General features: G+C 54.2%; 12 protein-coding genes. 8 read left to right on the forward strand and 4 right to left on the reverse strand.

All coding sequences use genetic code 11. The annotated features are described in order from the left end of the window. Window positions 1–30: 30 nt before the first annotated feature. The 4 genes from lepB to IPM28_08425 form a co-directional block, all read right to left on the reverse strand. Entirely contained in the window at window positions 31–867 is an 837-nt protein-coding gene (gene lepB, locus IPM28_08410; protein MBK9173016.1) for a signal peptidase I, read from the reverse strand. A 24-nt stretch (window positions 868–891) separates the two neighbouring features. Next, window positions 892–1,605: a ribonuclease III gene (gene rnc / locus IPM28_08415; GenBank protein MBK9173017.1), complete on the reverse strand. Its 714-nt coding sequence runs from the start codon at window positions 1,603–1,605 to the stop codon at window positions 892–894. A 116-nt stretch (window positions 1,606–1,721) separates the two neighbouring features. Further along, complete coding sequence (locus IPM28_08420) at window positions 1,722–2,909, reverse strand: hypothetical protein (GenBank protein ID MBK9173018.1); 1,188 nt, start codon at window positions 2,907–2,909, stop codon at window positions 1,722–1,724. A gap of 315 nt (window positions 2,910–3,224) precedes the next feature. Further along, complete coding sequence (locus IPM28_08425) at window positions 3,225–4,892, reverse strand: hypothetical protein (GenBank protein ID MBK9173019.1); 1,668 nt, start codon at window positions 4,890–4,892, stop codon at window positions 3,225–3,227. A gap of 174 nt (window positions 4,893–5,066) precedes the next feature. On the opposite strand from IPM28_08425, the gene IPM28_08430 reads away from it, so the two are divergent. The 8 genes from IPM28_08430 to IPM28_08465 all read left to right on the forward strand — a co-directional run bounded on the left by IPM28_08430 (window position 5,067) and on the right by IPM28_08465 (window position 13,868). Next, window positions 5,067–6,569, forward strand: a complete 1,503-nt coding sequence (locus IPM28_08430; GenBank protein ID MBK9173020.1) for a HAMP domain-containing protein — start codon at window positions 5,067–5,069, stop codon at window positions 6,567–6,569. A gap of 67 nt (window positions 6,570–6,636) precedes the next feature. Then, window positions 6,637–7,995, forward strand: a complete 1,359-nt coding sequence (locus IPM28_08435) for a sigma-54-dependent Fis family transcriptional regulator (protein MBK9173021.1) — start codon at window positions 6,637–6,639, stop codon at window positions 7,993–7,995. 71 nt (window positions 7,996–8,066) lie between these two features. Continuing rightward, a complete protein-coding gene (locus IPM28_08440) occupies window positions 8,067–8,675 on the forward strand; it encodes a DUF4126 domain-containing protein (protein ID MBK9173022.1) in 609 nt (202 codons plus the stop codon). A gap of 48 nt (window positions 8,676–8,723) precedes the next feature. Beyond that, on the forward strand, window positions 8,724–9,698 hold the full coding sequence (locus IPM28_08445) for a DUF4349 domain-containing protein (GenBank protein MBK9173023.1): 975 nt from the start codon (window positions 8,724–8,726) through the stop codon (window positions 9,696–9,698). Further along, the gene (locus IPM28_08450) at window positions 9,695–9,922 is read left to right on the forward strand and encodes a hypothetical protein (GenBank protein ID MBK9173024.1); all 228 of its coding nucleotides are present in this window, start codon (window positions 9,695–9,697) and stop codon (window positions 9,920–9,922) included. The genes IPM28_08445 and IPM28_08450 overlap by 4 nt, the downstream gene beginning before the upstream one ends. 26 nt (window positions 9,923–9,948) lie before the next feature. Next, window positions 9,949–11,226, forward strand: a complete 1,278-nt coding sequence (locus tag IPM28_08455; protein ID MBK9173025.1) for a glycosyltransferase — start codon at window positions 9,949–9,951, stop codon at window positions 11,224–11,226. Between the two features lie 18 nt (window positions 11,227–11,244). Continuing rightward, window positions 11,245–11,904, forward strand: coding sequence for a carbonate dehydratase (can, locus tag IPM28_08460; GenBank protein MBK9173026.1), 660 nt, complete (start codon window positions 11,245–11,247; stop codon window positions 11,902–11,904). Further along, on the forward strand, window positions 11,901–13,868 hold the full coding sequence (locus IPM28_08465; GenBank protein MBK9173027.1) for a PEP/pyruvate-binding domain-containing protein: 1,968 nt from the start codon (window positions 11,901–11,903) through the stop codon (window positions 13,866–13,868). Before can ends, IPM28_08465 begins: the two co-directional genes overlap by 4 nt. The last annotated feature ends 1 nt before the right edge of the window (window position 13,869 follow it).

The following is a 13,869-nucleotide window of genomic DNA, read 5'->3' on the forward strand; positions in this document are numbered from 1 at the left end:
CACGAACTTCATCGGACATTAGGTCGGCCGTCATTTAACGAATTTGCCTATTCGGCTTAGACGCGGATGTGTGATGCAGCCGATCATACTTCCGTTAGACGCTCCGCGGTCACATGACCAATAAACGAACATCGCACGGCCAATGACGAGTTCACGAGGTACAAACCCCCAGCCTCGCCCATCGTCGCTGCGATCGCGGCTATCCCCCATCACGAAAAAGCTATTCGGCGGCACGACCATCGGTTTGCCCTGGACGCCGAAATTGTATCCGCTGCGCGTTATCGATCGCCCCTCCATTACCGGACGCATCGTGTCCTCTGAATAGAATACTGTCCATTTCGCATCGGGATTCGCCGGCTCGAATTCGCGCGTCTCAAGTGCGGAGATGTCGTCGTTTGCATCACCGATCACTCGCGTTTCGGGAAGCAGATTTCCATTGACGAAAACCTGGTTGTTCCTGAACTCGACCGTTTCGCCCGGAAGCCCGATGACGCGCTTTACGTAATTGATCTGATATTTAACGAGCCCGCGTTCGCGGTCAGACCTCGGATTAACGCTGTTGCCGGGATATTTGAAAACGATGATGTCGCCGCGTTCGATCTCTCGCATCGGAAGGAACGGAAGCGGATTTCCCCCGGGATTGAATATGAACTTGTTTACAAGCAGATAATCGCCTACAAGGATAGTGTTCTGCATCGAACCGGTCGGTACGGTAACCGCCTGCAATATGAACGTCATGCCGAAGATCGCCATGACCAACGTTACGGCAAACGATTCGAGGTACTCGCGGAAGATCGATTTTGGCGGGCCGGTCGGTTTCTTTTCCGGTGCGTCCTTTACGGCTGTTTCAGTTGGATCATCTGTCATAGTCAAATTTCTTAAAACTTAAGCTCACGCCAAGCCGCCTTTTTCTTCGATCTTGGCAAGGGCCGCACTCGCGGCCATCATCTCGGCAAGTTTTCTTGACCGCCCGGTTCCCTCGGTTCGGCCGCCTTCCCAAATCGCCTCAACGAAAAACGTCCTTTCGTGCGGCGGCCCCTCGCTCCGCAATAGTGAATACGTTGGTGCCGCGAGTTTCGCTGCCTGAAGCGTTTCCTGAAGCAATGTTTTGTAATCGAGCGAAGCCTTGGGCGTTGACTTCCGGAACGCGTCGGCGAAGATCCTGACAACAAACGCCCGGGCAGTGACGTATCCGGCGTCGAAGAAAACGGCGGCGATGACTGCTTCGAGCGTATTTGCCAGCAGTGCTCGTTTGGCACGTCCGCCGGTGCGTTCTTCGCCTTTACCAAAGCGAATGAAATCGCCAAGCTTCATTCGGTCGGCCGTGTCGGCCAGCGAGGACGTACTGACCAGCCGATGCTTCATCAGCGTCAGGTCACCTTCACCGAGCTTTGGATGCCGCAAAAACAACTCCTCTGCGATCGCCAGGCCCAGTACCGAATCGCCTACGAACTCGAACGTCTCATTATCGAGTTCGCGAAGGTCGGCCTCGGTCGCCCCATCCATATTCTCGTGTGCCCACGAACGATGCGTGACCGCTCGTTCAAGCAGTTCGGGCTTTGAGAAACGGTGGCCGATCAGATTTTCGAGTTTCGCCAGCTTCATTCGGCACAATACACAAGTTTATGCAGAATGCCTGAAAAAAGAAAGCCGGACGCTCAGTATAGAGCGCCCGGACGTTTATCGGTCTTGCTGTCGGTTCGAACAGCTGATCAAATCAACTAGGGCCGCGAAACAGCCGACGCACCGGTTGTGGAGGTTGTTGTGGTCGTGGTCGTCGGTTCAGGGTCCTTGATCGGCTCGACCTCAGTGGTCGGGTTGGGCATAGGCTTCGCGACCGCCGATGACAGCCAAGTGTTCACGCCGTCTTTCTTCTGAAAACGAAGTTCGTAAAGGCCGCTGATCGTAGCGTACAAAGCGTCTTTGTACTTTTTCTGATCGGGTGTCGTCGATTGCGAAAGCGAATGTGCACGGCCGTATGCATCCATCGCACGTTCGGCATATCCGTTGAACAAGGCTTCTTTGCCTTTGATAAGGCCATCGATGCGAAGCTTCTCTTCGTCGGTCGTTGCGGCCTCAAGGTCCTTGATCATCTTCCGAATATCTTCGGTGATCTTCAGGGCTTCGTCCCGATAATATTCGCCGATCGTCGCATAAAGCGCCGGCTGCGACTTGAACGATCCGGGCAGCTGAGAAGTTTCGTAGAAGCTTGCGAGCCCGCCCTTCTTATCACCCTTGTCCCAGTATTTGATGAAACCGATCGTGTAGGTCAATTCGCTGATCGCATCCTGTCGCGAGCGTTCGAACTGGAAGATGCCAAATACATCGTTCTTGTCTTTATCCTGCTTGGTCGCCTTTCCACCTGCTTTGAGTTCGGCGATAGCGATGTTTGCGTATTTTAGAGATTGATCGTTGTTCTTGAAATTCTTGCTGTAAGAGGCCGGAAGCCCGATCAAGCCAAGCGTCACAGCCTGGTCGATACTGTTAAAACCTGTGAGCTTATCGGTCTGCCCTACCGGATATTTTGCGATTATCTCGCCGCCGGCGGCAAAGGCATCATCGTAATTCTGACTCTTGACACTGTTATCAAAACGGGCAAAACGCTCCTTGAGCCATGCTGCCGCTTCGAGGAACTTGACGCGCTCTTCCCACTTCGGCACCTGAACTTTCAGCCAGTCGCTAAAATCCTTGAAAACCTCGCACGAGCCATATTTTTCAAGATACTGCTTGCCCGATTCGACAGCGACCTTGAGAGTCGCATCTTTTGGATAGCTTTCGCGAATCTTGGCGTCAAGAGCCGCATTGCCATCGTAGTCCTCGCAATTCTGTGCGTAGCCGACGGTCGAACCGATCGCTACGAACGCTGCCAGGAGCGCTGCCATTCCAGCAAATCTGATAAACGATTTCATTAAAATACTTCCTCCAACCTGTAATCGAACCGAGATATCTTTTCAGCGACGCCCAGTGCGTTCTCGCACTTGGTTTCGCGTGCTTTTCGGATGTAGAGCAAATTCAAAAAGTTGCAAATAATAAATGACGAGGGCGGGTCAACGAGCGCCGCAAACGACTCGATCCGCTCAAATTCGGAAAGCTAAATAATCACGCAATAAACGCACCTGTGTCAAGCGAAAACGCAACATTCGCGAGGCCGAAATGCGTGCTCTCAATGACGGTTGCCCGGCGTGCTCACGTTAATGTTGAGTTTGGAAGCTTTAACCTGATCGCTATTTGTTCTTTACGACCCTGGGCCTCGATCTGTCACCTTTGTTCACAGTATCGGATTTGCCCTTGTCCTTGCTGTATTGAATGACCACCGGAGGAAAAACTGGCTTTGACTGAGATGTCCTGGTAACGATCTTTTTCTGGGCCGGCTCTTGCACCGCGGGTGTTCGAGGAGCTGAATTGGCAATACTGTTCCTGCTTTCCGAGCTTTCGACCAGAACAACATCGTCTTCGTCTTCGTCGTCAACCGCAGCAACGTCCGTACCGACGGGCTGTTTTGAACGGATCTGTTTCAAAGCAAGGCTTTTTTCAGCATCGCGTTTTATATTGCCGCTAAGCGCCCGGTAGATCTGCCCTGCGATCGCCGCGGCGTTTCGGCCCCGTTCGCCTTCACCGCGGGTTATCACCACAACGGCGTATTTCGGATCTTCGACCGGAGCGACCGAGGCGAATAGTCCGACCCACGAACCTCGTCCGATGCACGAACCCGTTTTGCCTGCCACCCCCATCGATGCGTCTACGCCGCGGCGGGCCGTTCCGTACTCGGCCGCCCCTATCATGCCCGGCAAAACACCAGCGATACTCTGGTCGGGCAGGTTTACAGTGGCGCGATAGGTTGATTTGAAAGCGGCACGTTCGGTGCGTGTTCGTTGAAATTGCGGAATCACGCGCTTTCCGCCGTTCGCGATCGCCGTGACCATGACCGCCAATTGCAGCGGAGTCACTTCAAAGTCGTCCGCGTGCGAATATATCCTTGGATTGTTGTTGCCATAAGGCAGTTTGCCGGCAGTCTCGCCCTCGGCGTTGATGCCGGTCTTTTGTCCGAGGCCCAAACGCTTGGCATAGTCGATCATTTTCTCGCTGCCCAGATTTGCCCCGACACGTTGAAAATATGCATTGTTCGATCGAGCCAGAGCATCGTCGAGGTTCATTTGCATCGAATTGCCAGTAATGTTTCCGTCGCCGTCGATCAATTTCTCGTTTATACCGGCCACACCCGTAACAAGCTTGATCGTAGAGCAAGGTTTGAAGCCTTGTTTGATCGCCCATTCCTGATTGACCATGGTCAAGACCCGCCCGGTCTTCGCCTCCATTACGACGACCGTTCCGGCACGTTCACCGAGAGCATTGACCGCTGTCTGTCTTATTTCGAGGTCCTCGCCTTCGGTCTTGTCAGCGAGGATATTAGCAGCCGTCTCGGTCCGGAGTCCGCGTTCGAATGCGATCTTGCGGGCACGCGCTTCACGGGCAGCCTGTTCTCGGCGGCGTTGTTCGGCCAGGGCAGCTTGCCGTCGGGCTTCTTCAGCTTTCTTTCGGGCAGCTTCCTTTCGCCGCTCTGCCGCGGTCATTTTCTTATTCGCGGGTGCCGCCGATCTCTTTTGAGCAGTGCTCTTGTTGTTTGAGGTTTTCGATTTCGAAGCTGCGTTGGACTTTGCGGTCGCGGCTTTCTTGGAAGTTGTTGCTTTGCTCTTAGCGGTTGCGGTCTTTTTTGAGGCAGTTGAAGCGGACTTCTTAGCATCCTTTGATTGCGTCGTCTTTTTAGCCGCGGGTTTTGCGGAAGTGGACGATCTGCGGGTCTGAGCGTCGGTCCCGGTCGTGATCGCCGAGATAACGAACGCCGCTAAAACACAGAACCGCACAAGACGCATTTTGGGACACATTGACTTCATGGTTTACCTCAGCTCGCAGGGCTTGATTTTTTGATTGAAGAGAGTGGTTCAGAGTTCCGCGGGTCAGAACGTGTTAACATTGCGGAACTTTGCGAATTCGCTAAACCTCAATATATCATTCAGATTTCGTAAGCGCAAGCGAATTTTAAGCAACTGTTTAGCCTCATTGGACGGATGAACTTCCTAAATACATTTCGCGGGCGGCTGCTGCTGATACTTGCGCTGATGCTTATCGGCACGATCGGCGTCCAGTATTATCTGAACCTGGTTTCGCAGGAAGAGAACAATGAGCTGCGCGACGAGCAGGCACGCGCTATCGTATCGGGCTTTGCCCTTGGCGCATATACCCTTACAGGCGAGGACCGTGTAAAGGACCTCGTAGATCAGCCTGGCCAGCGCTGGTTGGATGACCAATGCCGTGCCCGGATCAAAGACATCATCATCATCGATAACGAATGGCGGATCTCAGACAGTCTTAATGAGGATTATTTGCCAACGACCGGCGACGGAGGCGAGGTCGTTTATCGCCGCCTCTCCGAGCTTACCGACCTTCCGCCGCTAATGGAGGGAGGCCGTCTTGGCGATGACCTCGCCCGATTTCCGAATCGAAAATCAGCGGCAAACAAGAATGCCGACGACGAGGCTCATGTCGTACCGATCGAAACAAGTAAAGGCCGATGGTACGTGATGGTGATTCTCAGGAATGACCGGAGTGAAGCGGCACGGCGTGCAGCTCAGCCATTGATCGTCACTCTGGCCGTTCTTTCGATCTCGACCCTCGTCACCTTCTTGCTGGTCTGGCGATTCACCCGGCCGATCGCAAATCTCTCGGCTGCCGCTCGGCGTGTAGCGGAAGGCGATCTTACTTTCAGAGTCCCGGATGAAAATCGTTCTGACGAGATGGGCCGTCTCGCACAACGCTTCAACGAAATGACCTCCGAGCTGGAGAAATCGAAGGAACTCGAAGAGCAGCTGCAGCAAGCCGAGAAAAGCGCCGTGATCGGGCGGCTCGGCTCGGCGATCGCCCACGAGATACGCAATCCGCTCAATTACATAAATCTGACGCTCGACCATCTTCGCTCCAAGTTCGCACCGGACGATAAAGACCGGCAAGCGACATTCAAGAAACTCATTTCGCAGATCAAAGACGAAGTTGCGCGGATCAATAGTCAGATATCCGATTTCCTTAACTATTCGCGTCCGGCGAACGCAAACCTCCGCCCAGTGAACGCCCGTCAGGTGGTCGAAAATTCACTTCGGATAATCGAAGGGCAGGCTGAAGAGAACCACATAAAGATCGCCGTTATCGAACACGAGAACGTCCCCGAAATTTTGGGCGATCCGGAATTCCTGCGATCGGTCTTCACCAACCTTTTCATTAACGCAGTGCAGTCGATGGGAGCCGACGGAGGGCATCTCACTGTAAAGATCGGCCGCGATGATGGTGGGCAATACGTACGCTTTGAGGTTACCGACACGGGCAACGGCATTCCGGCTGAAAACCTCTCAAAGATATTTGAACCATATTATTCGACGAAAGAAACGGGCACGGGTCTTGGCCTCGCGATCGTTCAAAAGATAATTGACGTCCATAACGGCACGATCGCTGTCGAGTCGATCGAAGGCGAAGGGACAAAGTTTTCCGTCAGGCTACCAACGGCTGATGGTCGCGGGTGATAGAAAGAACTCATTTGGCGTCAAAGAACCTTCGAACATTGGATGTTCTTTGCGATAGAAACATCTTATGGCACGTAAATCGATACTCGTCGTTGATGACGAAAAGAACCAACGGGAAATACTGGAAACGATCTTGTCGGGAGAGGGTTATGACGTAACCACCGCGAGTTCGGGCGAGGCGGCAATGAAGTTCGTCGAATCGCGGCGTTTCGACCTTGTTCTGACCGATCTGAAAATGACCGGCATGTCGGGTCTCGACCTTCTCAAGGAGCTGACCAATTACGACAAGTCGATCATCGTCATCTTGCTGACGGCCCACGGATCGGTCGATTCGGCTGTCGACGCCTTGCGGCTCGGCGCCTTCGACTATCTGCAGAAACCGTACGACAGCGAAAAGCTGCTCGACACCGTCGATCGGGCCCTCAAGAAGCTGTCCGCTCTCGACACCGAGATCGTTTCGGTTTCGCCCGAGATGGACAAGGTCAAGAAGCTGATACTTAAGATCGCGAAATCGAATTCGACCGTACTGATCAGAGGGGAAAGCGGCACAGGCAAAGAGCTCATCGCCCGTTCGATGCACAAGAACAGTCTTCGCTCCAACGAGACATTTCAGGCCGTCAACTGCGCAGCTATAAACGAGAACCTGCTCGAATCCGAGTTGTTCGGCCACGAGAAGGGGTCGTTCACCGGTGCGGTTGCCGAAAAGAAGGGTCTATTCGAGATCGCCAACAACGGGACGCTGTTCCTCGACGAGATAGGCGAACTCGACATCGCGCTTCAGGCAAAGATCCTTCGTGCACTTCAGGAAAAAGAGATACGGCGGGTCGGCGGCATCAAGGATATCCCGGTCGACGTTCGCGTCCTTGCCGCAACCAACCGTGACCTGCTCAAAATGACCGAAGAAAAGCGGTTCCGCGAGGATCTTTATTATCGGCTCAACGTTCTTTCGATCGAGATCCCGCCGCTTCGCGAAAGGCGCTCGGACATACCTGTTTTGATCGATTACTTTGTCAAAAAACACACTCGCGGCACTGACCGAAAGATCGAGATCGAGTCGGCCGCAAAAAAACTTCTTATCGATTACCACTATCCCGGCAATGTACGCCAGCTTGAATCGGCCGTCGAACGCGCGATCCTGCTCTGCGAGGAAGACACTATCACCACCGATGATCTGCCGCCTGAAATGACCCAGGGCACGGTTCACGCGTCGGCAGATACCGATGCTCAGTTCAAACTGCCCCCGGAGGGCATCAATTTTGAGGACGTCGAACGCAGCCTGATAATGCAGGCAATGGACCGTACCGACAACAACATAACAAAATCGGCCAAGCTTCTGGGCCTGACGTTTCGGACCCTGCAGTATCGACTTGAAAAGTTTGGCTTTAAGAAGGATGGCGAAGGAACCGCAGACGACGAAAATTCGTAATTCTGTGTTAAGATTCGCTCGTTCTCATCGCGATCGAAAAGGAGGATTCTACAGTGGAATGGTTCTCGACTTTGACGCTCGCGCTAGGTTCCGCGTGGACAAGTGGCATCAATCTCTACGCCACCGTTTCCGTTCTCGGGCTTCTCCAGCGGCTCGGCGGAGTAAAGCTTCCCGGCGGCCTCGACGTGCTTGATAATTGGTGGATAATCGGCATCGCCGGCGGCCTTTACATTATTGAGTTCTTTGCCGACAAAATACCCTATGTCGACAGCGTCTGGGACGTAGTTCATACGTTCATCCGGGTTCCGGCGGGGGCCGTAGTCGCATATGCGGCGGTCGCTGATATGGATCCGGCGATAGTTATTCCGGCGACGCTGATCGGCGGCGGTTTCGCGTTTGCGTCACATGGTACGAAGGCAGCGGCCCGGATGGGTGCCAATCTTTCCCCTGAACCGGTCTCGAATTGGACGCTTTCAATAGTCGAGGACATCATCGCATTCGGGGGAACATTCCTTGCCGTTTTTGCTCCGGTCGTGATCGCCATCGTGCTTGCGATATTTACGATCCTCTTTTTATGGTTCTTTCCGAAGATATTTCGGGCTATCAGACGATTATTCTCAGGCGTTAAAGCATTCTTCAATGGTGAGGAAATGAAAGAGGTCGCACGCAAGGCGGGCTGATGCCGAACGTTCTATCTCCGTGGTTCGAAGTTGAACGGAGGAAAAACAATGAAAAGACTCTCTCTGGTGATCGCCCTTTTTTCGCTGGCTATTTCAGGTTGCAGCGGCCGGGCCGCTGATTCGCAAAACGAGAAGATATCGCTCGGCCTATATGACACCTCGGGTTCACCGGCGTCGCCGGAGCTCGCACGGAGCGCTTCAAACACCGGCGGCGGTGGCGGCGGACGTCAGGAATCCCCCGTCGCTCAGGCCGTTTCGCTGAATGAGACCGAAAGCGCCCGCCAGCCCGCCGTCCCGACCGATCGCAAGATAATCCGCAATGCCGAGCTAGGCCTCGAATCCGATTCGCCCGAGGAAACTCAGAAAAAAGTAGCTTCGATCGCTGAGGCCAAAGGCGGTTTCGTGGTTGAGTCGCAGCAGAGCAGTTCCGACCGAAGGTCGTCAACGCGCGATACCGTTACCATGACCGTCCGTGTTCCGGCCGAGAAGTTCAACGAGGCACTTGACGAGATCCGCACGGCGGCCGGCCGTGTCGTTATTGAGACCGTAAAGGGCCAGGATGTCACCGAAGAATTCATTGACATCGAAGCACGCCTGAAGGCAAAACGAGCGCTCGAGGAACAATTCATGGAGATCATGAAGCGGGCGAACTCGGTCGAGGACGCATTGAACGTCCAGCGTCAGTTGGCCGAAGTTCGCGGCGAGATCGAAAAGATCGAGGGCCGAAAGCGTTTTCTCGAGAATCAGGCGACCCTTTCGACGATCAAGCTACGCATTCAAACCCCATCGGCGATCTCAGCCAGCGGGGCCGGTTTTTTCGCCAAGCTGGCTGATTCGATCAATACCGGCATCGACGCGGCGATGGATTTCGTGCTCGGGCTGATCACCTTCGCAATAGCAGTAATTCCGTTCATTCTGTTCATAGGCTTGCCCGCGTACCTTCTAATCCGTTACTTTTGGAGAAAGGCACGCCGACGCAAAACGGCGGCTGAAATTGCCGACGACGAGATCAAGAGCGAATGACGATCGACAGAGCTTTTCAATTATTGGCGGCCATCCTTGCCGGGATCGCCGCCTATTTCTTTTTGAACGACAACAGAGACGGTATGTTTGTCGCCGCAGTATTCGGCGCGGTCGCTTTTTTGTTAAGTGTGCGTTTTCAGGCAAAGAAGCGTAATCGTGAACGTGATGCCGAAAGCGACGCAATGCAAACTGCGGGCGACGAAGACGCGTCGGCTGACGATTGACTTTCATCTGCCCTCCCTTCTTAAGAATGGCAAAGATCGTGTTGGCAACATTCGGGTCCCTGGGCGACATGCACCCGAAGATCGCATTGGGGCTCGAGCTTAAGACCCGCGGCCACGACGTATCGATCGCGGCTATGGAATTCTACCGCGAGAAGATCGGCCAGGTTGGCCTCGGGTTTTCGCCGATGCGTCCGCATCTCGACCCTAACGACACGCTGCTGGCCGCCGAACTGATGGACGCCGTAAAGGGCCCGGAAAAGATCATCAAAGAGATCATCTTCGGCAATATCAGGGCGATGCATGACGATCTGATGGCCGCGGTCGCCGACGCCGACCTCGTCGTTACCGGCGAGATCGTCTATCCGATAAAGTCGGTCGTTGAGCTCACCGGCATAAAATGGGTCTCAACGAGTCTGCAGCCCGGTACGCTGTTTTCGCCTTACGATCCGTTCGTCCCGCCCGCTGCTCCGTGGATCGAACACTTGCGGTTCATGCCGCCGTGGTTTTTCCGGTCGTTCTTTCGGGTCATGCATTGGACGGTAAAGGATTGGTATCGGCCGTACAGGGAGTTCAGACGCGATCTTGGACTCGGCGAAGATCACGACCCGATATTTGCAGACAAATATTCAGAGCTTCTCCATCTCGTCCTATTTTCGCGCGTCTTGGGCGAGCCGCAGCCTGATTGGCCCTCCAAGGCGAAGCAGACCGGCTTTTGCTTTTACGACGGTCAGGCGGACAGCGGTCAAATGCCAGACGAACTCGAGGCGTTTCTCGACGCCGGAGAACCACCGCTGGTCTTTACCCTTGGATCGGCGGCGGTAATGGATCCGCGCGATTTTTTCGAGCAAAGCATAGATGCGGCAAAGAAGCTAAACAAAAGAGCCGTCGTGATCCATGGCGTATTTGGCGAGCCTCCTCAGGGATTGACGGAAACGGTGGTCGGTGTCGATTATGCTCCGTTCTCAAAGGTGTTCCCGAGGTCCGCGTGCGTGGTGCACCAAGGTGGCGTCGGCACGACCGGGCAGGTCCTTAGGGCGGGCGTCCCTCATCTGATCATGCCTTACAGCCACGACCAGCCCGACAACGCCGCACGGTGTCGAAGGGCCGGTGTCGCCGAGGTCATCCATCGCGATAGTTATCATGCTGACAGCGCGGCAGCGATGCTCGAAAAGCTGCTCCGCGACCCGTCATATGCCGCCAATGCAAAGAACCTTGCGGCAATTGTTGCCGCCGAGCCCGGCACGGCCGCAGCCTGCGACGCTATCGAAGATGTTTTGAACGCGGGGCCTCGCAGGGTAGAATAACAGTTTGAGGATAAATTGATGCCCGTACTGAACGAACTCCTCGCCGGTAATCGGCGATGGGCCGAGAGTCTCAAAGAGAGTGATCCGGGGTTTTTCGAACGTCTTTCCGAGATCCAAAACCCCGAACTGCTTTGGATCGGTTGTTCGGACAGCCGCATCACGCCTTCATCCAGCGTCGGGCTTCTGCCGGGTGAAATGTTCGTCCATCGCAACGTCGCGAACCTGGTCAATCACACCGATATGAATTGCCTTTCGGTGCTTCAGTACGCTGTAGAGGTATTGAAAGTAAAGCATGTGATCGTTTGTGGCCACTACGGGTGCAGCGGCGTCAAAGCTGCATTTGACGATTCGAGGTTTGGCCTTATCGACAATTGGCTCCGTCACATTCAGGACATAATGCACAAACACGTCGCCGAACTGGCCGCCGAACCGGACTATCAGTCAAAACTGGACAGACTTTGCGAAATAAGCGTCATCGAACAAGTTGTCAGCGTAGGTGAGACGACCATCGTTCAGGATGCATGGGATCGCGGCCAGGAGGTCGCCGTTCACGGTTGGATATATACGATAGCGGACGGCATCTACCGTGATCTGAATGTGTCTGTCGATAATTTGCCTGATCTTGACGCCATGAGGATCAGGACCTTCGATCGTCTTACAGCTGGAAAAGGAAAATGAGGTTCTCCAAACACCGGGATCTTTTCTCAATTCTATTGGCCATGACACTGGCTTTTGGCGCCCTCGTTGAAACGGCAGGCGCTCAAGAGGGCTCATCGATAGCCGAAGGCCCCAAAAGCGAAACGCCTCTGAACTCGATCGGCTCCGTTGGGTCACAGGTCGAATTTGACTCCATCGCACGCACCTACCATCAAGGTACGCCTTATTCGCTTCCGCACGCGATGTTCGTCATCGACCGCCGCGATGGCAACAAGATCTACTACGTCAATTCTCTCAGATTTCGGTTTCACAAGGATTTTTTGTATGCGACCTATCTTGCGCCGCTGGGAGCCGATGTCTTCAAACCGGTTTACATAGACGAGGACCGAAGGTTCATCGTCGGCAGCGTCGCATGGCAGCGAACGGTCGAACGCTTCACATGGGAGCTTTGGGAAGGCGACATGGCGACCGCCGAGCATATCAAAACGGCGAACGATGTGATCAACAAGACGTTTTTCACCGCCGTCGCTTTCAAACCGAATTCGTCGCATCAGCAAGACGCTTCGGCAAACCTTGAGATCGCTCGGATACTGCAAAGCGATATCAATAGGAATCAGGAATACCTTGCGCTGAATACCGGCCGGGCCGTCGGGCGCCTTCACATAATCGATAAGCTCGACGATACGGTCGAGATCGGCGACAACGAGATCGTCGTACTCAAAGAACTTCCGATATCGCTTCCACCCGTTCGCGGGATCATTGTCGCAAAACCTTCGTCGCCGCTTTCGCACGTAAATGTGCTCGCAAAAGGTTGGGGTATTCCCAATGTCTATATCAAGGATGCAGACAAGCTGTTTGCTGACAAGAACACATTCGTCTGGGAACTCGAAGCCACATTGACCGGGTACAAATTAAATCCGGTCGATGCCGAGAAACTAAAGACGGCATTCGTTTCGCCCGATCAGCAGGTTCCGCCGGTCGATCTGAAGGTGACCAGGCTGGCAGATCTCCGCCAACAGCGGCGCACCGACAGCGTGGCATATGGCGGTAAGGCCGCGAACCAGGGTGAGATCATACATGCCCGCGTACCGGGGATCACCATACCCGACGGTTTCTCGATCCCCTTCTATTGGTACGACAAGTTCATGAAGGCCAACGGTCTCGACAAAACGGTAACTGCCCTTTTGGACGATTACGATTTCATCCACAATCCGCGTTATCGGCGCGAAAAACTTGAGGAACTGCGTGCCGCGATAGAAAACGGTCGCTTCGACCCCGCACTTCGGAGACAGGTCATACAGAAATGGCGAACGCTTGGTTTTCGCCCCGTATTTGTCCGCAGTTCGTCAAACGCCGAGGACCTGCCGAACTTTTCGGGGGCCGGGCTTTATTCGAGCGTCCCGAACGTACGAACTCAGGCCGCTCTTATCAACGCGGTCAAGAAGGTCTGGGCTTCGCTGTGGAAGGCTCAGGCCTACGAGGCCCGGGTTCGAAATTACGTTAGCCAGACAGACGTTTATATGTCTGCCCTTATCCAGGTCGGCGTAGACATGCAAAAGGGCGGGGTCCTGATAACCAAGGATCCGTTCAATAACACCAAAGGCGATGCCGTTTACATAAGCGCGGTATGCGGCCACAATTCGCGTGTAGTTAACAACTCAGGGCTGCCCGAACAAGTGCTTTACTTGCCGGGCTCTGATTCCATCTCGGTGATGACGCTTTCGGATCAGGAAAACTCGCTTAGATTTGACATCCGCGGAGCTCTCAAACAGACCAATGATAAATGTGCAGATCCGCAGGGCCGCGTCCTGACCGACACACAGATCCGATCGCTGGCGCGTTCGGCGATGACGATAAGCGATGTCTTTGGCTCGGGCGCACAGGATATTGAATGGGGTATATTGGCGAATAAGATCTACGTCGTACAGGCCCGGCCATACATCGATTCGGTAAAGCCGTTCGAAAACAATTCGGCACAGCCTTGAA

It is taken from the genome of Chloracidobacterium sp., from assembly GCA_016716305.1.
GTDB lineage: Bacteria > Acidobacteriota > Blastocatellia > Pyrinomonadales > Pyrinomonadaceae > OLB17.